Origin of the sequence: Rhodococcus sp. NPDC060176 (assembly GCF_042728675.1) — a bacterium.
Lineage (GTDB): Bacteria > Actinomycetota > Actinomycetes > Mycobacteriales > Mycobacteriaceae > Rhodococcus_F.
The window spans coordinates 942,972-963,112 of sequence record NZ_JBHWYS010000003.1; the positions used below are offsets into that span (position 1 = coordinate 942,972).

Genomic DNA, 20,141 nt, shown 5'->3' on the forward strand with positions numbered 1-20,141 from the left:
GATGGTAAGTGCGTGGCGGACTTTCCGTTCCCTTCCGAGCTGGATCATCCCGCTGGTCCTGGCCGTGGTGATCTTGCTGCTCCCGGTCCTCGGGCTCGATCTGTCGACATCACGGCAGATTCAATTGGCCTGCATCCTGGCGCTTGTCGTCAGTGGCCTGAACCTGAGCCTCGGCTTTGCCGGTGAACTGGCCCTCGGCCAGGCCGCGATGTACGCGGCCGGTGCCTACACCGCAGGTCTGATGTCCCAGGCAGGTCACACCGACATCCTGCTCCAGCTTGCTGCTTCCGGTGCGGTGGCACTGGCTGTCGGCATCCTGACCGGTGTTCCCGGTCTGCGCCTGGGCAACTGGTCTCTGGCGATGACGTCGTTCTTCCTGGTGCTGCTGGTACCGGACGTACTGGCGATCTTCGGCGGCAAGACCGGTGGCCGAAACGGCCTCACCGGTATGGAGCCGCCGACGCTCTTCGGTTCCGAACTCGACACCCAGCAGTACTACATGGTGGTAGTCGTCGTGACCGTCCTCTGGTTCGCTGTGATGCGCAACCTGGTGGTCTCGCGCCACGGCATCGCGTTCCGCACACTCAAGCAGTCGCCAGTTCTGGCGTCGTCGCAGGGTGTGTCGGTCTTCCGGATGAAGCTGCTCGGTTATGCCATCGGTGCGTTCCCGGCTGGGCTGGCGGGTGCGCTGTTTGCCAACACCGACCTGTTCATCTCGCCGGAGGCCTTCGGGTTCACCTTTGCCACAGCAGTTCTGGCGGCGTCGATCCTCGGCGGTGCGGCAAGTGTGTACGGCGCCGTGGTCGGTGCCGCGATCATGCAGCTCGGTCCCAACCAGTCGACGGCATTCCAGGAGTATTCGCTGATCTTCTACGGCGGCTTCCTGATCATCGGCGGTGTGCTGCTCTCCGGTGGTTTGACCAAGGTCGGGCGAGCGATCGTCTCGAAACTCGATCGCAAGGCCGGCTTGGGCGTTGTCGCTGCGAAGGAAAACAGCGGTGGAACACCGGAACTGGCGCCGATCAACGGTGCACGGTTGGTGGTCGACGGAGTGTCCAAAGCGTTCGGTGGCAACCAGGCACTCAATGCGGCAACTCTGACTGCAGAAGCCGGTAAGGTCACTGCGTTGATCGGGCCGAACGGTTCAGGCAAGACGACCATGCTCAACATGATCTGCGGTTTCTACACCGCCGATGCGGGCGTGATCACGATCGGTGACACGGTCGTCTCGCAGTCGTCACCGCACAAGGTGGCGCGCGTGGGTGTGGCGCGGACGTTCCAAACTCCGACGATTCCGGAGAACATCACGGTTCTGGAAGCGGTTGCATCCGGACGTTATTCGGTGCACCGTGCGTCGATGGCGTCGGCCGTGCTTCGCCTTCCCAGCTTCCGCAAGATCGCGAAGGCCGACATCGTCGAGGCCGAGCGTGTCCTCGAACTCGTGGGGATGTCGCACTTGCGCAACGAGATCGCGACCTCACTGCCACTGGGGATGCGTCGCATGCTCGAAGTTGCTCGCGCCGTCATCGCCGAGCCGAGGGTAGTCCTCTTCGACGAGGTGGCATCCGGACTCGACGAGGACGAACTCGAGCGCCTGGCAGATCTGATCCGGGTACTGCGAGATGCCGGGGCCACAGTGGTGTTGGTGGAGCACAACTTCCGCCTCGTGCTCTCGTTAGCTGACGAGATAGTCGTGCTGGCACAAGGGCAGGTGATCGCCACCGGCGATGCCGCCACCATCGAACATCACCCACGAGTGCTCAGTGAGTACCTCGGAGTGAAGTCCGGTGACGAAGAAGCGTTTGTCGAAGAAATCGGCGCAGTAGACCATCAGACCAGCGAGGTGAAGTGATGGAACCGATTCTCAAGGTCCGGAACCTGCAGACAGGGTACGGCGATCTGCGCGTCGTCTGGGATGTGTCGTTCGACGTCTATCCCGGTCAGGTGACCGCTCTGCTCGGACGCAACGGGGCAGGCAAGACGAGCACGCTCCGCGCCCTGTCCGGACTCAACAAAGTGGCCTCGGGGACCGTCGAGATGGACGGCGCCGACATCACCGGAGTTCCCGCGCACAAGCGGGTGCGGCAGGGGATGGCGTACGTGCAGGAAGGGAAACGGGTCTTCCACAAGCAGACCGTCGAGCAGAACCTCCTGCTCGGCGGGTACACCCGTAAGGTGAAGCGCAGCGAACTCATGGAGTCCGTCGAGTCCATGTACGAGATGTTCCCGATCTTGGGGGAAAAGCGTTCGCTTCCCGCCGGTTCCATGTCGGGCGGTCAGCAACAGATGCTCGCGATCGGTGCGGCACTGATGGCGCAGCCCCGATTGCTCCTGCTCGACGAACCTTCGGGAGGGCTGGCTCCCGTGATTGTCGGCGAGGTGATGGACCGCGTGCAGCTACTCAAGGAAACCGGGCTCGCGGTCCTGCTGGTGGAGCAGGCAGTGGAGGCCGCGATGAGCGTCGCCGATCACGTGACAGTCCTCGACATCGGCAAGGTGGTTCTCGACGCCGACGCGAAGGACATCGACGACCTGGCAGTTCTCAAGGACGCGTACTTCGGACGCGTCTGAACAGCAGTGACGTACTTCAGCCCGGCCACCTCGGCCGGGCTGAAGTCGTTTCCCGCTCCGTGGCACGGTTACTAGCCGTCTCGGGGCCATCGATCTACCGTCCTGCACACAACTCCTGCGAGAGGCAAACTTGATGACCGCTGCTCCCGACGTACTTGCCCCGGCAAAGCTAGGCCCGGTGACCCTTCGAAATCGAATCATCAAGTCCGCGACGTTCGAAGGCAAAACTCCCGACGCCCTGGTCACCGACGAACTGATCGAGTTCCATCGCCGCCCGGCAGCCGGGGGAGTCGGGATGTCCACCGTCGCGTACTGCGCCGTCGCACCGGAAGGGCGCACCGAATACGGCCAGCTGTGGATGCGGCCCGAGGCGCTCCCCGGGCTGCGACGACTCACCGATGCCATTCACGCCGAAGGGGCTGCTGCGTCGGCGCAGCTCGGGCATGCCGGTCCGGTGGCAAATCAGAAGTCGACCGGTCTGCCTGCGCTAGCACCGTCGAGTTCGTTCAATCCGTTGAGCATGAGGATGATTCGCACTGCCACCACAGCGGACATCACCAGAATTGCGGCGGCACACGGGAGCGCTGCGCGACTTGCTGTCGAGGCAGGATTCGACGCCGTCGAGATTCACTTCGGTCACAACTATTTCGCGAGCTCGTTCCTGAGCCCGAAACTCAACCGTCGTAAGGATTCCTACGGCGGATCACTGGAGAACCGGGCCCGCGTCGTACTCGAAACTGCGCGCAGTGTGCGCGATGCCGTCGGCGACAAGATCGCGATCTTGGCCAAGCTGAACATGGACGACGGTGTGCCAGGCGGATTCTGGGTGGACGAAGCAATCCAGGTTGCGCAGTGGCTCGAAGCATCCGGAAGCGTCGACGCGCTCGAATTGACGATGGGCAGCTCACTGCTCAACCCGATGTACCTGTTCAAGGGCGATGCGCCGATCCGCGAGTTCGCCGCCGCTATGCCGCAACCAGTTCGACTCGGTGTGCAGTTGGTGGGCAAGAGCATGCTGCACACCTACCCGTACAAGCCGCTGTTCATGCTGGAAGAGGCTCGGCAGATCCGTGCTGCGGTGAAGTTACCGCTCGTGCTCCTCGGCGGTGTCACGGACAAAGCGGGTATGGATACGGCGATGGCGGAGGGATTCGAGTTTGTCGCCATGGCGCGGGCGCTGCTCAGAGAACCGGATCTGATCAATCGGATCGCGGCCGAATCCGATACTCATTCACTGTGCATCCACTGCAACAAGTGCATGCCTACGATCTTCAGTGGCGCCCGCTGCGTGTTGGTCGAGCGGGTCTAGGGGCCGGCACACACCACGTCCCGACATCCATGTGGATACCGGGTCGTGGGCCGTAGCGAAACAAGTTTGTTTGATTCAGCCTGTCTGGTTCAGTTCTGTGTGAAGACGTCGTACGACGCGTTCATCGTGGGGTAGCCGGTGGCCATGTAATCGGTGAGGATGACGTGCGTCGGGTCGCCGATGATGCGAGTCCCGTCGAGAGTGGGGTTGCCGGCGTAGTTGTTGGCCGCCATGACGGTCTGTACACCGTCGGCCACGTTGTAGGTGACATCGACGCCGATACCGCGGGGATCGCTGCTGTAGGCGGTGACGATTTCGGTTGTGTGCGGGGCCAGGTAGGAGCGGGGGCCGTTGATCCACTGTCCGTAGGGGTTGGACGCGCTGTCCAGCAGCATCGGGTTGTCGGTGTTGTTGGTGATGGTCATGGCAACCGTCGGGCCGTCGGTCGGCATGGTGCCGGCGTTGGCGACCGCTGCGGTTCCCAGTGCGGTTCCGCCGACAGCGAGGGCGATTGCGGTGACTGCTACGAAGCGAGTGGTGTTGGTACGCATGATGTCTGCTCCTGGGATGGTGTGTGGTTGCCGTTCTCGGCGATGAATCAATCTTGTCGCGAATGAGTGCTGCTGTATGTCCGCCGACGGGGCCTTGGCGGGGGTGAATCGTCTGTCCCCCGATCGGGGGAGGCGTAAGTGCTCGCATTGCTGGTTCGGGCGTGAGAAAGTGAGCAATGCGCGAAGGCACGAAGCCGCTGGCCGGCAAGGTTTCCGTGGTGGTCGGCGACGATCACCCGTTGTTCCGTGAGGGCGTGGTTCGGGCTCTGACCGGCAGTGACAGCATCAACGTCCTGGGCGAGGCCGACGACGGCGCAGCAGCGCTCACAATGATTCGCGAACTACGCCCGCAGGTCGCGCTGCTCGACTTCCGGATGCCGCACCTGGACGGAACTCAGGTCGCCGCCGCAGTGGTTCGAGACGAGCTTCCGACGCGGGTGCTACTGCTCAGTGCTCACGACGAGTCGTCCGTCGTCTATCAGGCTCTACAAGCGGGTGCTGCCGGATTCCTGCCGAAGGAATCCACTCGCGCCGAGATCGTGAGCGCCGTGCTCGACTGTGCTGCGGGCCGAGATGTGTTGCCGCCCAGTATCGCCGCCGGATTGGTGGGAGAGGTTCGGCGTCGCAGTGAACCGTCCGGCCCGACGCTCAGCGCCCGCGAACGTGAAGTCCTCGGATTGATCGCGCAGGGCGCCAGCATCCCCGCCATCGCCTCTCAGCTCTTTCTCGCGCCCTCCACCGTCAAAACCCACGTTCAGCGCCTCTACGAGAAACTCGGAGTCAACGATCGAGGCGCCGCCGTCGCCGCCGCGATGCGGCAGGGTCTGTTGGAGTGAGCAGGCGTCACCGGAGGACGTACGTGACATTCATGGCCGGGTAACCCGAGGTCATCGTCACCGTGACGTCGTGGCCATCGGTGGCGTACGTTCCGCCGGCATCCGCCCTGGTCTTCGAGTTGGTGGCACTGAAGACAAATACTCCACCGTCGTCGGAGCGGTACGTGAGCACGATGGGGAAATCGTTCTGGTTCTTGCTCGTGGCGACAACGTTCACGTTCATGTTCGGGAGGATGTAGTCGGCCGGCGGGACGATCCAGTCGCCGTTCGGGTTGGATGCGTCGACCAGATACAGGGCACCGAAGCCCGAATTGCTGATCATCGCCGTCGTGACGGAGGTGTCGGTCATCGACTTCACGGCGTTCGCACCAGCGGCGCGGGCGACCAGAGCTGCCATGCTGAGGCCGGAAAAGGTAACCGCTTCGGATCGAATTGTGTTGGTGCTCATGATGTTTCTCCTCGTATTTGTCGGTCTCGGTGACCGTGTGTTTCGGTGATGAGATAACTATGGCCCCGAAATCCCTTCAGGTCTGTCCACCTACGGGTCCGAGTGCTGGATGACATCGGTGTCCCCCGATCGGTGGACACCAACGCTCTCCACTGCCGTAGCCCACCCAGTGTCATGGGGTGGAGGCTCTGCCCACCCAGTGTCAGGGGGTGGAGGCTCCGCCCACCCAGCGGGAGAACCCGTTCCTCTACCAACCAGTCCACTCATAGCGTGACCACCATGACCGATCCTGACTTCTCCACCGCACCACTCGACGTCGTAGTCATCGGCGCCGGCGTCGCCGGCATGTACGCGATGCACCGACTTCGCGAGCAGGGGCTGCGTGTCCACGGCTTCGAGGCGGGCTCCGGAGTGGGCGGAACATGGTATTTCAACCGTTACCCGGGCGCACGCTGCGATGTCGAGAGTTTCGACTACTCCTACTCGTTCTCCGAAGAGCTGCAACAGGATTGGGACTGGAGCGAGAAGTACGCGGCGCAGCCGGAAATCCTGTCCTACCTCGATCATGTTGCCGATCGCTTCGACCTGCGCAGTGGGTTCACTTTCGATACCCGTGTCCAGAGCGCACAGTTCGACGAGGGCTCGTCGACGTGGCGAGTGCACACCGACGGTGGTCATGACGTCACCGCACGCTTCGTTGTCTGCGCCACCGGCAGCCTCTCGACCGCGAACGTCCCGAACATCGCAGGTCGGGAGACTTTCGGCGGCGAGGTGTTCCACACCGGCTTCTGGCCGCACGAGGGCGTCGATTTCACCGGCAAGCGAGTCGGGGTCATCGGCACCGGATCGTCGGGCATCCAGTCCGTTCCTCTGATCGCCGAGCAGGCCGATCACCTCTTCGTATTCCAGCGTTCCGCGAATTACAGTGTGCCGGCAGGAAACACGCCTCTCGATGACAAGCGGCGCGCCGAGATCAAGGCTGACTACGCAGAGCGTCGAGCGCAGTCCAAGCGCAGTGGCGGCGGATCACCGTTCGTCTCGGACCCGCGCAGTGCGCTTGAGGTGGCCGAAGCCGAGAGGAACGCGGCCTACGAGGAGCGGTGGAAGCTCGGCGGTGTTCTGTTCGCCAAGACCTTCGCAGACCAGACCAGCAACATCGACGCCAACGCGACGGCGGCAGCGTTTGCCGAGGCCAAGATCAGATCGGTGGTCGAAGATCAGGCCATCGCAGACCTGCTGATCCCGAACGACCACCCCATCGGGACCAAGCGGATCGTGACGGACACCGACTATTACCAGAGCTACAACCGTGACAACGTGAGCCTGGTCGATCTCAAGAGCGCACCGATCGAGGCGATCGACGAGGCCGGGATCAAGACGGCCGACTCGCACTACGAACTCGACGCATTGGTGTTCGCCACCGGTTTCGATGCGATGACCGGGGCACTCGATCGCATCGAGATCCGTGGCCGCAACGGCGAGACCTTGCGAGAGAATTGGCACGCAGGCCCGAGAACGTACCTCGGGTTGGGCATGCACGGCTTCCCGAACCTGTTCATCGTCACCGGGCCGGGTAGCCCGAGTGTGCTGTCCAACATGATTCTCGCTGCCGAGCAGCACGTCGACTGGATCGCCGACGCGATCGGCCATCTCGATTCCAACGGCATCGACACGATCGAACCCAGCGCAGAAGCCGTGAACAGCTGGCTCGAGGAGTGCTCGCGCCGGGCGTCGGCAACGCTGTTTCCATCCGCGAACTCCTGGTACATGGGAGCCAACATCCCGGGGAAGCCGAGGATATTCATGCCATTCATCGGGGGCTTCGGTGTCTACTCCGACATCTGTGCTGACGTGGCAGCAGCGGGATACCGAGGCTTCGAGCTGAACAGTGCGGTGCACGCATGAGTCGGCTGGAGGGCAAGCGCGTATTGGTGACCGGTGCGGCCGGCGGAATGGGGCGCTCACACTGCGAGCGGCTCGCCGAAGAAGGCGCGTCCGTGATCGCGCTGGATGTCGAACAGGCGCAGTCGGGTTTGGCGGAAACCGCTCAGGCAGTGCGTGATCGAGGTGGCGTTGCGGCCACCGGCGTCGCGGACATTCGGGACTTCGACGGCTTGGCCGCCGTAGTGGCAGAGTGCGTTGCCGAACTCGGGGGTCTGGACGTCGTGGTCGCCAACGCCGGCGTCTACGACACGCCTGGACCGACGTGGACCATCGAGCCGGCGGTATGGAACCGTTCGCTCGACGTCAATCTCACCGGCGCGTGGCACACGGTCAAGGCCTGTGTTCCGCATTTCGCCGACGGTGGGTCTGTCGTTCTGGTCAGCTCGACAGCGGGAATCAAAGGTATTGCCGGAGCAGGTCACTACAGTGCTGCCAAGCACGCCGTGGTGGGTCTGGCCAGAACGTTGGCCAACGAGCTGGGGACGGAAGGCATTCGGGTCAACTCCGTGCATCCGGGTTCGGTACGTACTCCGATGATCATCAACGAGCGAGTGTTCGCGAACCTGTGCCCGGACATCGAGAATCCCACCGAAGCAGACGCTGCTGCAGTGCTCAGCGCTCGCAACTTGCTGCCCGTTCCCTGGGTCGATCCGGTGGACGTCAGTAATGCGGTCCTGTTTCTCGCATCCGCGGAGTCCCGCTACATGACCGGCTGTCAGTTGGTTGTCGACGCCGGCCTGACCCAGAAAGTGTGAATTGATGACTTCTCGATTGGAAGGCAAGATCGCGCTGATCACGGGTGCGGCACGAGGAATCGGGCGGGCTCAGGCCGTGCGTTTTGCCGAAGAGGGCGCGGACATCATCGCGGTCGACGTGTGCACCTCGGTGGAAACCACAGTCACGCCGCCCGCGACGGAGGCCGATCTGGCCGAGACCGTCGCGCAGATCCAGGCGCTGGGGCGAAAGGTCGAATCCGCTGTAGTGGACGTTCGGGATCTCGAGGCGCTGCGAAGTGCCGTCGACTCGGCCGTCGAAGCGCTCGGTGGTCTCGACATCGTCTGCGCTACAGCCGGTATCACGTCCTCTGACGGGGCGCTGACCATGTCTGAAACGATGTGGCAGACCATGCTGGACGTGAACCTGACCGGCGTGTGGCACACCACCACCGTTGCGGCTCCGCATTTGATCGAGCGAGGTGGGGGATCGATGACACTCACCAGTTCCATCGCCGGGCTGCGGGGGTTGGTCGGGGTTGCGCACTACACAGCGGCCAAGCACGGTGTGGTCGGTTTGATGCGCTCGCTGGCAAAGGAATTGGCGCCGTACAACGTGCGCGTCAACACTGTTCATCCCACCAACGTCAACACCCCGATGATTCAGAACCCGTTGGTTCGCGGCAAGTTCCGCCCGGACCTCGAGAACCCCACCCGCGAGGAATTTGCTGCCGCGGCGATGACGATGAACATGCTCGCCATTCCGTGGATCGAACCGGTGGACGTGGCGAACGCTGCACTGTTCCTGTCCTCCGACGAGGCCCGCTACATCACGTCTGTCGCACTGCCAGTCGATGCGGGCAGTTCGTCCCGCTGACGTTGTGACACGCTGAGTTCCGCCACGGTGTGTAGCGTCGGTTTCACCCAACCGAAAGGCGCACACCGTGGCGGAACGACGCTATCTGGAAGTCACCGTCGGGACCAACATCGTGATGGTCCTCGACCACCGCACTGTGGAGGTTTTCGACCGCACCGCCGCGAGCACGAGTGAAGTGGCCCGCTGGCACGTCGAACACATTGCAGTGAAGGCAAAACCGTCGAAGTCGGGTCTCAAACTCACTATCGGTAATCGGCTCGCTGACGACTCCATCGCGGTAGCGGGGCCACGAGCATCGCTCACCGTTCCGCCGGAGGACGAAGCCGCCGTCGTCGCGTTCTTCGACGAGGTCAAGGCCGCTCGGGTGTGACTCAGGCGCCCGCTGTCGCGCGCGCGGCAGCATGGGCGCCGGCAACCCGGCCGAACGCCAAGGCATCGGCGATATGGAATCCACCGTCCTTCGCCGCGCTGTACGTGGAACTGACGGCGCCCGCCGCATAAAGTCCTGGAATCGGATTGCCGGCAGTATCGAGAACGCGGGAATGACCGTCGCGGCGCGGTCCGCCGTTACTCCAACCCAGCAGTGGCGGTGCGGCGACGGCGTAGAACGGAGCCGTGGCCACCGGGGCCAACGTCTCGGGATTGCGACCGAACGAATGGTCTACGCCGTCCGCGCACGTCTCGTTGTAGCGTCGCACGCTCGTTTCCACGACGGTTGGGTCCAGTCCGAGCTTCCCGGCGAGTTCGGTGAGCGTGTCTGCCTTGACGATCCATCCCTTGTCGATCTCAGCTTGATTGTCCGCACTCCACTCGTACCCTTCGTCGAGAACTCTGTGGCCGACGGGCAGTGCGTCGCGACCGGGGCTCAGTTGTCCAGCCAACCTCATCGTCTCGTCGAAGACGATGTTCATCGGTTGCACTGGAAAGTGTTGGTAGGAACCTTCTCTGAACACATGACCGTGCCGCATTTCGGCCGACTCGTCGGTGAAGCGTCGACCTTCCCGGCTGAGGAACACATAGTTGTGGGCATTCCACAGTGCCAGGAAGAAACCCGTCGGATTCTCGGGATCACCGGGGATTCCCGTAATGGTCATCATGTTGTTCATGTGCCACAGATCTGCGCCTACCGCTTGCGCCATGCGGTGACCGTCGCCGGTAGCCGATGGTGAGCCCCAGATCTTCGGATTCTCCAGACGCAGGTAGTCGCGCACCATCGTCGGATTTGCTTCGAATCCTCCGGTGGCAAGGACGACACCCCGGCGCGCCTGGATCTGCGAAGTTTTTTCACCCGAACGGATCTCGACTCCGGTCACCGCTCCGGATTCATCTGTCAGGAGTCTGGTGGCTTCGGTGTCGAAAAGAGTTGTGATGCCGCGTTCCGCGAGAGCGGAGACGAGGAACCGGTAGAGAAGTTCATTGCCCATCTTCCCTTCGACGGTGTCCATCCCTGCGTAACAAGAACTTCCGTCGAGTTCGGCGAACTCTGCTGTGGAATGGAAATCGCCGGTCATCGCTACAGTTGCACCCAGACTGCGGAGCCAGTCGGACAGCCCGTGAGTGTTCTCGGCCCAGGCATCGATGACGTCGTCGGCAACGGGGAACTCCCCGTTCAACGAACGCAGGAAGGTTCGGGCGGCAGCGGGGTCCTGGTTGACGAACCATCCACTGCCGGACAATCGAGTGTTGCCGCCCGCGGAATCGGGTCCGCTCTTTTCCAGAATCACGATCGATGCGTCGTCGGCGTGCGCTTGGAGCGCTGCGGCCGATCCGGCAGCGCCCGATCCGATGACGAGTACGTCGACAATGTTATCCATGTCACAGAAGGTATTGCGGAATGGTGGTGCGGCGAACTCACCTTCCCGATGAGCGAGAAAGCCAGTGGTCGACGCCGCAGAGACGCCGCCCCGCAGGCACGTCGGGGGCCAGGCGAGGTGCTTGCGTTCAGTGCGTCAGGGGTAGCGCCAAAAGTGCGATATCGCGCTGTGACATTTTCGAGACTCTAGCGTTACAGATCTGGATGTGTTGGTGAAACCTGCCGTTGGCAGAGTTCGTCTGGAACGCAGTGACCGACACGGTTGGTTATCCGAAGCACAGTGATTCATCGCTGATTCCGGCGGTGGGGCACGCCGAGTCCAGACAAGAGGGTTTCATGACTACGATCAACGAACGTTCTTCAGCTGCAAATGTTCTCGATCTATTTGACAGCGCCCTCCGAGAAGGGCATCGGTACAGTATCGACGTGGAAAGCTACACCCCTTCGTATGCGGTATTGAGGCTTTCCGGGGAATTGGACATGGGTCAGCGTGTGGAATTGGTGCATGCTCTCGACCGACTTCTTCTGGTCGGCACCGATATTCACGTCGATCTCTCCGGCGTGACCTTCATGTCGTCCGGAGTGGCGAATGCCGTTGTCGATGCTGCGGGGCGTGGCAACAACCGCATTCGCTTGTTTGCCCCGACGCGAGCGGTCTCCATGATTTTTCAGGCTCTCGGCGCCTCCGAACTCATTGCGGGCGATGCCACGTCGACCGCTGATGCACTCGGCGCTTGAGCCGGAAACAAATCCCACGAACGATGTGAAGTGAGCAGCGCTCGATACGCGTTGACTTGGTTCCTGGTCTGATCTGCGTCTCGATGTGCATTTTGCGGCGCGGGATCAGGTTGTCGTCACCGGGTTGCGCCGAGATTTGCGATAGTCTCGTTCAGTGTCGAGCAGCCGGCGCCGCCATCGACGCGTCCGGCCGCATGAACGCTTGGTGGTCCCGACTCGTAGTGAAGAGCCACACCATGGCGTATGACACCAGCAACGGTTCGACATCGTCGAATTCTCCGATCACCCAGTTCTCCGATGTGATTGGTCTGGAAGTAAGCATGCAGTTCGCACCGATACGCCGCCTCGACGACCACGCACTTGCAGGTGTCGAGCTGCAATTGCGTGGGCCTGACAATTCCTCTCTGTGTTCGGCGCATGCCCTTCGCCGCGCCTCGCAATTGATGCAGCAACGCTCGGAATTCGACAGTCACAAACTGGCCATGTCCCGTACTGCCCTCGCATGCACGGTCGCGGATCGCCTGCCGTTACTGGTGGCCGTCGACTCGGCTTCCCGAGCAGCTCTGAACGCTCCTGGTATCGAAGGAGCGACGAGAAATCTGCAACGGATCGTCATCACGGTTGACAGCGCATCGGTGCTTACCGATCCCCACAACTCTCTGGCAGTGATCAGAGAAGCCCGCGCGGGCGGGCGTCTGATTGCACTCGACGGCGTCGGCATCGACAGGCACTCGGCGACACTTCTGTCTTTGGTTGAACCCGACATCATTATCACTTCCGCTGAATTGCTTTCCAAGGCAGCATATTTCGAAGTCGGAACGACAGTGCACGCGCTCGGCGCCTACGTCGAGCGATCGAACGCGATTATCCTTGCCGAGGGTGTCGACTCGGAATCGTCCCGTCTTGCCGCAATCACCATCGGAGCCACATACGGAACGGGTGAGTTGTATCCCGCAGTCGCCGATCCGAGTTCATTGTTGTCCGAACCGGTCGTCGCGATGCCCGATACTCCGGTGTGGAGTGATCCCATCCCCGAAGTGGGCACTCCCTACTCGATCGTGTCTGCTCACAGCCAGATCCGGCGCGGTACCAAGCGTCTGTTGATCCAACTGAGTAAGTCCCTCGAAGCACAAGCCGCCACATCGGGTTCCTCGATGCTTGTTCTGGGCACTTTTCAACAAGCCGAGCATTTCACTGCATCCACAACTGCACGGTGGCGTCATCTCGCCGATACCGTGGGGTTTGCCGGTGTCTACGGTGTCGGTCTGTCCGTGATGCTCGACGGTAAAGTTCAACACGCACCGCTCGAACCGGGTGATGATCTCGTCAACGAGTGGACGGTCGTCACTCTGGGGCCACACCATGCCGCGATGCTGTCGGCGCGAGATCTTCATGACAACGGTCCAGATCTCGAACGGACCTTCGACTTCGTGCAAACCTACGATCGCACCAGTGTCACCCAGGCAGCGCACTCTATTCTCCGTCGCTACCCCAAGACGAATTCGTGAACCCAGTACCGATGTCCTCGAAGTTCGCCGCGAGCGCTGCTTGACCGGCGATCGTGGCTAAGGATTGGACGGGCGCCGCGCAAGACGTCTCTTTGCTGCAGTGTTGAGTAGATACCTTTCGGCGACCGTGTAGTCCGTGACGGTTGCGCCATCCGGCGTTGTGGTGTGGGTGAGCAGTTCGAGATAGCGGCGACGGAAGATATGGGCGTCTGATTCTGCAAGTAAGAACTCCGCCGCTGCGACGACCTCTGGTTTCGGAGCAGCGTGTGTGTGCCGGTTTCGGGCAGGCTGAGTGCTCATGTTTGCCTCTTGATTTCGAAAGCTTCTGTGCCGGTGGCCATGTGCAAGGAGATCTTCGTTTCATCACCGGTCATGAGAAGTGGTGAGTAGCTTCAGATCGATCGGCTGTCCGTCGGGGGAACGGCATTTGTGCCGCCTCCACCGAACGGTTCCCAGGCACACCAGTGCACCTTGTCTTCGAGTCGGTTCTGGAGAACTTCTTGGCATGCATCGGATCCGAGGACTGCGACCCATCGTCTACCGGCCATCGAGAACCACGGGGCTTCGCCGCAACGATCCCAGCCGTTTTTGTATCAAAGCAAGAGGTTCGCGGATGTATTCGAAAAGTTTGATCTATTCCGGGTAGTCCCGAATTGCCTGAGATGGGACGCAAGCGCGACAGGATGGGTGGAGCAGCCAGGATCTTCGACATCACGTACCTGCCTTCCGTTTACATCTGACAGTGATTCCTGTCAGATTGGGCAGTCTGCGTCACATTCGCGTCGTCTGTCAACATCGACACGCTGCTTCTCCGACACTCCGCCGGTATGCCGGTCTGAGTGGTGGGCAGCGGGCATCGCTTCAGCGTGAAGCTTCCTCGCCGCAGGACTGGAAGTCTGTGCTGCCGCGGCAGACAGGGGGCGACCGTGACCGCCAGCGGTTTGCATGCCAAGCTGACAGAGCGATATTTCTACGAGAGTTTCACCAGTAGAGACCCACTCCTCCAGCAGTTTTCGACGGAATCGTCGACGCGGCTGCACTCTGTACGGCGACCGAGCTTGGCCTCCCCATCAGGGTGCGATCAACGGATTACTTTTCGTGGGCGGCATGTGTCGTGATGTGCGGCAGGCGCGGGTCGGCGTTGTCGATGACGCAGTCGGCCCGAGTCCAGGGCTTCGCAGCGGCGAAGTACAGCCGTTGGCCGCCGACATATCTGTTCATCGACGGATGTTCCGGATCTGCGTTTGTTCCGTCGCGAAGGTTCATACGCTGGGCGGTGATCCCGAAGGGCACGTCGAGGAAGATCGAGTAGTCCCATCGTCCGGCGAGTTCGTCACGATGCAGGAAAAGGCCTTCGACGAGGACGATCGCTCCATCGGCTGCAACGAGGTATGCGTCGCTGTCCCGTCGTTGTCGGTACTCGCGGCTCCCTCGCGGCGTCAGTGGGTCGAGAACATGTCGTTCGAGGGCGTCGTAGTCGTAGCTGTCGAGCCAGAACCCTTCCGGTGATTGTCGCCCTCTACGATGGCGAATCTCCGACGGATTGAGGAAGTCGTCGACGTGAATCACGATGACGGGGCGTGCATTCAGCTGTGCCGCCAGGCTTTTTGCGAAGGTCGTCTTCCCGCTCCCGTCGACGCCGTCGATCGCGACGAGAGGCGAGCCGCGCAACGCGGATACTTCGGCGGCCAAGATTTCGAAGACCGACGCAGTGCTCATCGATCAGTTCCTACAGCACTCGCAGCAGCACGAAGAGACCCCGTGTCGTACAAAATTCGGTGGCCGTCTTCGAGCACGCGCCTCGTGCCCCCGTCGAGCGGAACGTCCGCCCAGCTTTCAGTCGCGAAATTCAGTTCGACGAGAAGACCGGAGCCCAGGCGGAAGCGTCGCTCTCGGATCGGTCCCCAGTTGGCTGCTCGGACGAAACGCGCGTCGGGACGGATCTGCACGAACCAGCCTTCATCGGCCAGTGCCTCCGGGTTTTCGGCCAGGATCATCAGATCGAGATCACTTGCCATACGCTCCGCACCGCGCGCGTACGACCCGACCAGCGCTACAGCTTTGACGCTGTCGTGCTCACCGGCCCATCGTTCAACGTCGACGAGCAACGAGTTGACTGCGCGTTTTCGCCCCTTCAATCGTGCTGACATGACGGGTATCTTTCCTCACCAAAGGGAAGTCGAGCGCAGTCCTGCCCATATCCTTGGTGGAGTTACGTGACAAACCTATGGGAGAAGATGCACATGTCCACGACCAATGAAGGCAGTCGATGAAGACGATCATCGTGTGTACCTCTGTCTCCCACGGCAATACGCGGCGGATCGCCGACGTCATCGGCGAAGTTCTCGATGCTCGCGTGGTCGAACCCGGCGACATCGACGCCGCGGAGCTCGCCGACTACGACCTCGTGGGCTTCGGATCCGGGATCTACCTGCGCTCGTACCACGAAAACCTACGTGCGTTCATCGAGTCGCTCCCCGAAGAACGCCGATCCAAGGCATTTGTCTTCGCCACCAGTGGTTTTCCCGACAAGGGGATTCACCGCTTCTCACGCCCACTGGTTCAGCTCCTCGAACAGAAGGGCTTCGATGTGGTCGCAGCCTTCTCGTCGCGTGCGTGGGATACGTATCTGCCGTTCAAACTCGTCGGCGGCATCCGGAAGGGGCGGCCGAACGCCGACGACTTGGAATCGGCGCGCATGTTCGCCGAAGTGCTACGCGGAAGCGTTCAGGACAGCTTGCCCGGCACCGGGTAACTGCGAAGGCTCATCTCGAGCTCGCCGGCGTCGGCAAGGTCGTTGATCGTCTGACGCAGAGCGCCACATGTCCGCTGAGCGTTGGCACGGCTGTTCGCGCGCCCCAGCTCCGGGCACACTTCCTGCGACTCTTCGAGCCATTGAACGCTGGTGTGCGCGTCGCTGTACTTCTCGACCAGGACACGATTTCCGCAGTTGCGGCAACTGACCTGCCGCATCAGCGTGCAATCAGATCGGCCGGTGACCAGAAGGCGCGCATGCTCGTGATCTTCGCGTCCGCATCGAACGTCATGACGTCGATGGGTTCGACCTCGTAGACCTGATCGCCCACCGGCGTGACGACGCGGAAGTGGAAGGCCGCGCTGGATCCGCTCACCCGCAGGGTAAGCAGTTCCGTCTCTTGCGAACCGCCCTCGAGAGCGCCGTAGAACTCGGTGATCGCAGCCTTGCCGACGCGGGGTTCGCTGCCGACCGGGTCTTCGAGCGTTGCGTTCTCGGCGTAGAGGGCGGCGATGTCCGCTGACGATCCGCGAGCCACGGCGTCGAGGTAGGTGGTTACCGTCGCCGTGATCGCGGTCGTGGTGTCTGGTTCGAGAGTGGTCATCGAGTTAGTCCGATCAGTCGAGAAGTTCAGGGTCTGACAACTACTTCGGACGCTATCGGTGCTGTCTCGATTCGGCGCCGCAATCTCCCACGCAGCGGGACGGGCACAAGAAACTCAGGCGTCGAAGCGTCCGAATCCACCGCGATAGAACAGAAGCGGACCGTCATGGCGCAGCACGTTCAGATCGGTGATGCGTGCGACGACGATGGTGTGATCACCGGCGTCGTGCTCTTGCTCGACGGTTGCCTCGATGCGGGCCAGCGCGCCGCTGAGCGCCGGAGCACCGTTGCCGGCGGCATCCCACTCGATGCCGAGGAACTTGTCGGTTCCGCCGCGCGCGAAGGCGGAACACATGTCCTGCTGATCGTGGGCGAGAACGTTGATGCAGAGAGTTCCGGATTCACGAAGCTTCAGCCAACTCGTCGACGTCTTCGCCGGGCAGAACGAGAGCAGCGGGGGATCGAGCGATACCGAGACCAGGGACTGGCAGGTGAAGCCCAGTGGCGAATCTCCGTCGTGAGCGGTGATGACGGTGACGCCGGTGCAGAAATTGCTCATCACGTTACGAAGTGTGCGCCCGTCCAGAACTGGCGGCTCGGCGTTTTCCACGGACATGTCGTCTCCTTGTTCGAACTCTGCAAACAACTTCAGAAGCAACGATGTGTGGCGTCGCGGCCGTAATCCAGCGGCAGTCCCACTCAATGGCAGTAATGCCGTCTCTGCCCGGATCCGGACCGCCGAGTGCCAGGTGAAGGGGTCTCACACAAATTTGATCCCGCTCAGCGGTCCGTTCGGATTCTACGAAACCAGCAAATCACCAGTGATTGTTAGACTTCGGGCATGTCCGAACCTGATGACGTGTCCCGAGGACTTCCCGCTACCAGCTGGGCAGTGCTCGGAATGCTCACGTTCGGGGAGGAACTGACCGGAAACGATCTGAAGAAGTGGGCTGACTGGAGCGTCGGCTTCTTCTACTGGAGCCCGTCCATCAGCCAGGTCTACGCAGAGTTGAAGAAGCTCGAAAGCATCGGGTTCGTGGAGTCTCGGGTCGTCTCCGAGCCGGGTGTACGCGGCAAGCGCCTCTACTCGATCACCCAATCAGGAACCGACGCCGTCCGGACGTGGTCACGCGAAGCTCCAGTGGAGGTTCCGGTGCTCAAGCACGGCGTGATGCTGCGTCTGTGGATGGGGCATCTCAACGAGCCCGAGCGACTGAAGGCGCTGGTGGAAGCCCACATCGCCAACGTCGAAGAGCAGATTCGACGCGCGAAACTCCACGCAGATCATGCCGAGAACGAGCCGGCCTGGTCGTTCCCGGTCATGACGTTGCGCTGGTCGGAGCGTTACTTCCGAGCAGAGATCGAACTTGCTCGCGAACTTCTCGAAGACATCGATCGTGCGTCCGCCGAGTACGCGAACGTCGCCGAGCACGATCGACTGGGATCGCCGTTGCCCTCGACGCCTGGCAGATGGAAGAACGTCGAGGAGTACGTGTTGGCGCTCGAGCAGGCCGGGCTCACCGGTAACGGCTCGACTATCTGAGTCAGGCCCCGGCTGCGGTCGGCATGTTGCGTAGCAGGTGACGACGCTGCAATGTCGGGGTGACGCTCAGCGATCCGCCGTCGATGCCTCGCCAGATGGCAGCGGCCGCCATCCGAACCGGTGCTGCGCTGACGTGGTCGAGGCGGAGAGCCTTCGACGGCGCGCAGATGGATACCGCGGCAACAGCGCGGCCGATGGGGCCGATCGGTGCCGCAAGACAGCTGAATCCCGGTAAGCCGTTTCCGGTTTCGAATGCAACCCCGGATTCGCGAATCCGGGCGAGGTGGGGCAGCGCGTAACCCGATGACTTCGGCGAACCGAACGCGAGCAGCGCCTGACCGATCGCAGTGGTCTCGGCCCGGCGTCGACCACCCACACGCGTCGGCACCGCGGCTGCGAGGCGTCCGCCGATCTTCTCCATGTAGACCACATCGGGGCCGTCGAGGATGCCGAGGTGAACCACAAAGCCGGTGACGCGGTAGAGCTCGTGGAGAAGCGGCATGGCTGCAGCGTGGAGGCGGTCCTGATGAACCGCGAGCGATCCCAATTCGACGAGGCGCATACCGAGTTCGTAGTCGCGGCCGTCGCGACGCAGCCAACGCATCGAGACGAGACGTTCGAGCATGCGATGGGCAGACGAGCGGGGAAGGCCCGTGCTCCGAACGACTTGAGCGAGCGTCAACCTGCCGGGACCGTCGAAGGCGTCGAGAACCAGCGAGACGCGATCGAGAATTGCCGTCGGGGCCGAATCGCCGCCTAAAGCATCCACAGCCTGCAGTGTCATCGTGTACCTCACTTCTCCTAGAGCTCCACAACCAGTGAACTGGCTATTTCAATTAGAAATAGTTTCATAGACTTCCGAATTTGTGAAGTGGATCACCGGTCTGTTTTCGGGCGCGCCACCGAAGAAACGACGAAGGGGGCTTGCGCGAATACTCGCGCAGGCCCCCCTTCGTTCAACTACTGGCAGGTACTACATCGCTGCCGGCAGGTACTACATCGCTGCCAGCGGCTCGCTACCCGACCAGTCGTGGCCCCAGTAGCTGTCTGCTGTGATCTCCTCGGAGGAGTACGAGTCCTGATCCACCTTCGAGCCCTCGGTGCCGAACTCGATGTCCCAGCCGCCGGGTGCGCGGACGTAGAAGGAGATCATCTTGTCGTTGGTGTGACGACCCAGGGTCGACGACACGGAGAACCCGTCCTTCATCACTCGGTCGAGTGCCTGGCCGACGGCGTCGAGGGTGTCCACCTCGACCATGATGTGAATCAAGCCGGGCGCGCCGCCGTGCGGTGCCGGGCACAGGGCCAAGCTGTGGTGACGCTCGTTGACGCCCATGAAACGGATTCGCAACGGCCCGAATTCGGGCGGAGCCGGCAGACGGAACGCGCCGCGCGGGTAGAAGCCGAGCACCTCGGTGTAGAAGTCGAAGCTCGCCGCGCTGTCCATCACCGGAAGCACGACGTGGCCGAGACCCTGTGAGCCGGTGACGAATCGAGCGCCGAAGGGCGTCACCACCGGGCTGTGGTCGAGGATCGCTCCGTGGAAGACCTCGACAGCTGCTCCGCCGGGATCGGTGAAGGCGATGACTTCTTCGACCCGTCGAGCGTCCGCCTCGGCGAGCGAAAGCTGCTCCACCTCGGTGCCGTTCTTCTCGAGCGCTTCCTGAACGCGGCGCAGTGCGGCGTGATCGGCGACCTCCCAACCGATGTTGACGATCTCGTCGCGCTCACCCTCGACGACGACGATGCGCGCAGCGCGCTCGTCGAGCCGCAGGTACAGAGCGTTCTCATCCGGCCCACTGCCCTTGGCGAAGCCGAGAACGTCGAAAGCGAAAGTGCGCCAACGTGCCATGTCGTTGGTCGAGATCTTGACGTAGCCAAGTCCCTTGATGTCAGTGTGTGTCATCGTGTCTGGTTCCTGTCGATTTCTTG

At 62.0% G+C, this 20,141-nt stretch carries 23 protein-coding genes; 12 read left to right on the forward strand and 11 right to left on the reverse strand.

Translation table 11 applies throughout. The annotated features are described in order from the left end of the window. Window position 1: 1 nt before the first annotated feature. The 3 genes from ACFWEM_RS19315 to ACFWEM_RS19325 all read left to right on the forward strand — a co-directional run bounded on the left by ACFWEM_RS19315 (window position 2) and on the right by ACFWEM_RS19325 (window position 3,880). The gene (locus tag ACFWEM_RS19315) at window positions 2–1,852 is read left to right on the forward strand and encodes an ATP-binding cassette domain-containing protein (RefSeq protein WP_378536032.1); all 1,851 of its coding nucleotides are present in this window, start codon (window positions 2–4) and stop codon (window positions 1,850–1,852) included. Beyond that, complete coding sequence (locus tag ACFWEM_RS19320; RefSeq protein ID WP_138870008.1) at window positions 1,852–2,571, forward strand: ABC transporter ATP-binding protein; 720 nt, start codon at window positions 1,852–1,854, stop codon at window positions 2,569–2,571. The genes ACFWEM_RS19315 and ACFWEM_RS19320 overlap by 1 nt, the downstream gene beginning before the upstream one ends. Window positions 2,572–2,704: 133 nt before the next feature. Next, entirely contained in the window at window positions 2,705–3,880 is a 1,176-nt protein-coding gene (locus tag ACFWEM_RS19325; RefSeq protein WP_378536035.1) for an NADH:flavin oxidoreductase, read from the forward strand. 89 nt (window positions 3,881–3,969) lie between these two features. Here the strand turns inward: ACFWEM_RS19325 and ACFWEM_RS19330 are convergent, their stop codons facing one another. Continuing rightward, window positions 3,970–4,431, reverse strand: coding sequence for a hypothetical protein (locus ACFWEM_RS19330; protein ID WP_283305945.1), 462 nt, complete (start codon window positions 4,429–4,431; stop codon window positions 3,970–3,972). Window positions 4,432–4,607: 176 nt separating this feature from the next. Here ACFWEM_RS19330 and ACFWEM_RS19335 point away from each other — a divergent pair, with 176 nt between their 5' ends. Then, window positions 4,608–5,267 (forward strand): response regulator, encoded by a 660-nt coding sequence (locus ACFWEM_RS19335; RefSeq protein WP_378536037.1) that lies wholly within the window; start codon window positions 4,608–4,610, stop codon window positions 5,265–5,267. A 7-nt stretch (window positions 5,268–5,274) separates the two neighbouring features. On the opposite strand, the gene ACFWEM_RS19340 is transcribed toward ACFWEM_RS19335, so the two are convergent. Further along, entirely contained in the window at window positions 5,275–5,715 is a 441-nt protein-coding gene (locus tag ACFWEM_RS19340) for a hypothetical protein (protein WP_378536039.1), read from the reverse strand. 279 nt (window positions 5,716–5,994) lie between these two features. Between ACFWEM_RS19340 and ACFWEM_RS19345 the strand changes: the two genes are divergently transcribed. The 4 genes from ACFWEM_RS19345 (at window position 5,995) to ACFWEM_RS19360 (ending at window position 9,619) form a co-directional block, all read left to right on the forward strand. Beyond that, the gene (locus ACFWEM_RS19345) at window positions 5,995–7,620 is read left to right on the forward strand and encodes a flavin-containing monooxygenase (protein ID WP_378536041.1); all 1,626 of its coding nucleotides are present in this window, start codon (window positions 5,995–5,997) and stop codon (window positions 7,618–7,620) included. Next, a complete protein-coding gene (locus tag ACFWEM_RS19350; RefSeq protein WP_378536043.1) occupies window positions 7,617–8,414 on the forward strand; it encodes a mycofactocin-coupled SDR family oxidoreductase in 798 nt (265 codons plus the stop codon). The genes ACFWEM_RS19345 and ACFWEM_RS19350 overlap by 4 nt, the downstream gene beginning before the upstream one ends. Before the next feature lie 4 nt (window positions 8,415–8,418). Further along, complete coding sequence (locus ACFWEM_RS19355) at window positions 8,419–9,249, forward strand: mycofactocin-coupled SDR family oxidoreductase (protein WP_378536045.1); 831 nt, start codon at window positions 8,419–8,421, stop codon at window positions 9,247–9,249. A gap of 67 nt (window positions 9,250–9,316) precedes the next feature. After that, window positions 9,317–9,619, forward strand: coding sequence for a hypothetical protein (locus ACFWEM_RS19360; protein WP_378448553.1), 303 nt, complete (start codon window positions 9,317–9,319; stop codon window positions 9,617–9,619). 1 nt (window position 9,620) lies between these two features. Here ACFWEM_RS19360 and ACFWEM_RS19365 read toward each other — a convergent pair whose 3' ends face one another. Continuing rightward, window positions 9,621–11,063 carry an FAD-dependent oxidoreductase gene (locus ACFWEM_RS19365; protein WP_378536047.1) on the reverse strand — a complete coding sequence of 481 codons (1,443 nt, stop codon included), beginning with the start codon at window positions 11,061–11,063 and terminating at the stop codon, window positions 9,621–9,623. A gap of 425 nt (window positions 11,064–11,488) precedes the next feature. Between ACFWEM_RS19365 and ACFWEM_RS19370 the strand changes: the two genes are divergently transcribed. Both ACFWEM_RS19370 and ACFWEM_RS19375 read left to right on the forward strand, forming a co-directional pair. Further along, entirely contained in the window at window positions 11,489–11,800 is a 312-nt protein-coding gene (locus ACFWEM_RS19370) for an STAS domain-containing protein (protein WP_378536049.1), read from the forward strand. A 236-nt stretch (window positions 11,801–12,036) separates the two neighbouring features. After that, window positions 12,037–13,308, forward strand: coding sequence for an EAL domain-containing protein (locus tag ACFWEM_RS19375; RefSeq protein ID WP_378536051.1), 1,272 nt, complete (start codon window positions 12,037–12,039; stop codon window positions 13,306–13,308). A 57-nt stretch (window positions 13,309–13,365) separates the two neighbouring features. On the opposite strand, the gene ACFWEM_RS19380 is transcribed toward ACFWEM_RS19375, so the two are convergent. From ACFWEM_RS19380 to ACFWEM_RS19390, 3 genes are all read right to left on the reverse strand, one after another. Further along, a complete protein-coding gene (locus ACFWEM_RS19380) occupies window positions 13,366–13,608 on the reverse strand; it encodes a hypothetical protein (RefSeq protein ID WP_378536053.1) in 243 nt (80 codons plus the stop codon). A gap of 789 nt (window positions 13,609–14,397) precedes the next feature. Further along, the gene (locus tag ACFWEM_RS19385) at window positions 14,398–15,027 is read right to left on the reverse strand and encodes a uridine kinase (RefSeq protein WP_378536055.1); all 630 of its coding nucleotides are present in this window, start codon (window positions 15,025–15,027) and stop codon (window positions 14,398–14,400) included. Further along, the gene (locus ACFWEM_RS19390) at window positions 15,024–15,458 is read right to left on the reverse strand and encodes a nucleotidyltransferase domain-containing protein (RefSeq protein WP_378536057.1); all 435 of its coding nucleotides are present in this window, start codon (window positions 15,456–15,458) and stop codon (window positions 15,024–15,026) included. The genes ACFWEM_RS19385 and ACFWEM_RS19390 overlap by 4 nt, the downstream gene beginning before the upstream one ends. 119 nt (window positions 15,459–15,577) lie before the next feature. Between ACFWEM_RS19390 and ACFWEM_RS19395 the strand changes: the two genes are divergently transcribed. Beyond that, complete coding sequence (locus ACFWEM_RS19395) at window positions 15,578–16,063, forward strand: flavodoxin family protein (protein WP_378536058.1); 486 nt, start codon at window positions 15,578–15,580, stop codon at window positions 16,061–16,063. On the opposite strand, the gene ACFWEM_RS19400 is transcribed toward ACFWEM_RS19395, so the two are convergent. The 3 genes from ACFWEM_RS19400 to ACFWEM_RS19410 form a co-directional block, all read right to left on the reverse strand. Beyond that, window positions 16,036–16,281, reverse strand: coding sequence for a hypothetical protein (locus ACFWEM_RS19400; protein ID WP_317552662.1), 246 nt, complete (start codon window positions 16,279–16,281; stop codon window positions 16,036–16,038). The genes ACFWEM_RS19395 and ACFWEM_RS19400 overlap by 28 nt on opposite strands. After that, window positions 16,281–16,667, reverse strand: a complete 387-nt coding sequence (locus tag ACFWEM_RS19405; protein ID WP_378536060.1) for a nuclear transport factor 2 family protein — start codon at window positions 16,665–16,667, stop codon at window positions 16,281–16,283. The genes ACFWEM_RS19400 and ACFWEM_RS19405 overlap by 1 nt, the downstream gene beginning before the upstream one ends. Window positions 16,668–16,781: 114 nt before the next feature. Continuing rightward, window positions 16,782–17,282: a flavin reductase family protein gene (locus ACFWEM_RS19410; protein ID WP_378536062.1), complete on the reverse strand. Its 501-nt coding sequence runs from the start codon at window positions 17,280–17,282 to the stop codon at window positions 16,782–16,784. A gap of 225 nt (window positions 17,283–17,507) precedes the next feature. Between ACFWEM_RS19410 and ACFWEM_RS19415 the strand changes: the two genes are divergently transcribed. Continuing rightward, the gene (locus tag ACFWEM_RS19415) at window positions 17,508–18,209 is read left to right on the forward strand and encodes a PadR family transcriptional regulator (RefSeq protein WP_378448547.1); all 702 of its coding nucleotides are present in this window, start codon (window positions 17,508–17,510) and stop codon (window positions 18,207–18,209) included. A 1-nt stretch (window position 18,210) separates the two neighbouring features. On the opposite strand, the gene ACFWEM_RS19420 is transcribed toward ACFWEM_RS19415, so the two are convergent. Continuing rightward, window positions 18,211–18,993, reverse strand: a complete 783-nt coding sequence (locus ACFWEM_RS19420) for an IclR family transcriptional regulator (RefSeq protein WP_283305929.1) — start codon at window positions 18,991–18,993, stop codon at window positions 18,211–18,213. A 210-nt stretch (window positions 18,994–19,203) separates the two neighbouring features. Then, on the reverse strand, window positions 19,204–20,115 hold the full coding sequence (bphC, locus tag ACFWEM_RS19425; RefSeq protein WP_378536064.1) for a biphenyl-2,3-diol 1,2-dioxygenase: 912 nt from the start codon (window positions 20,113–20,115) through the stop codon (window positions 19,204–19,206). Between the last annotated feature and the right edge of the window lie 26 nt (window positions 20,116–20,141).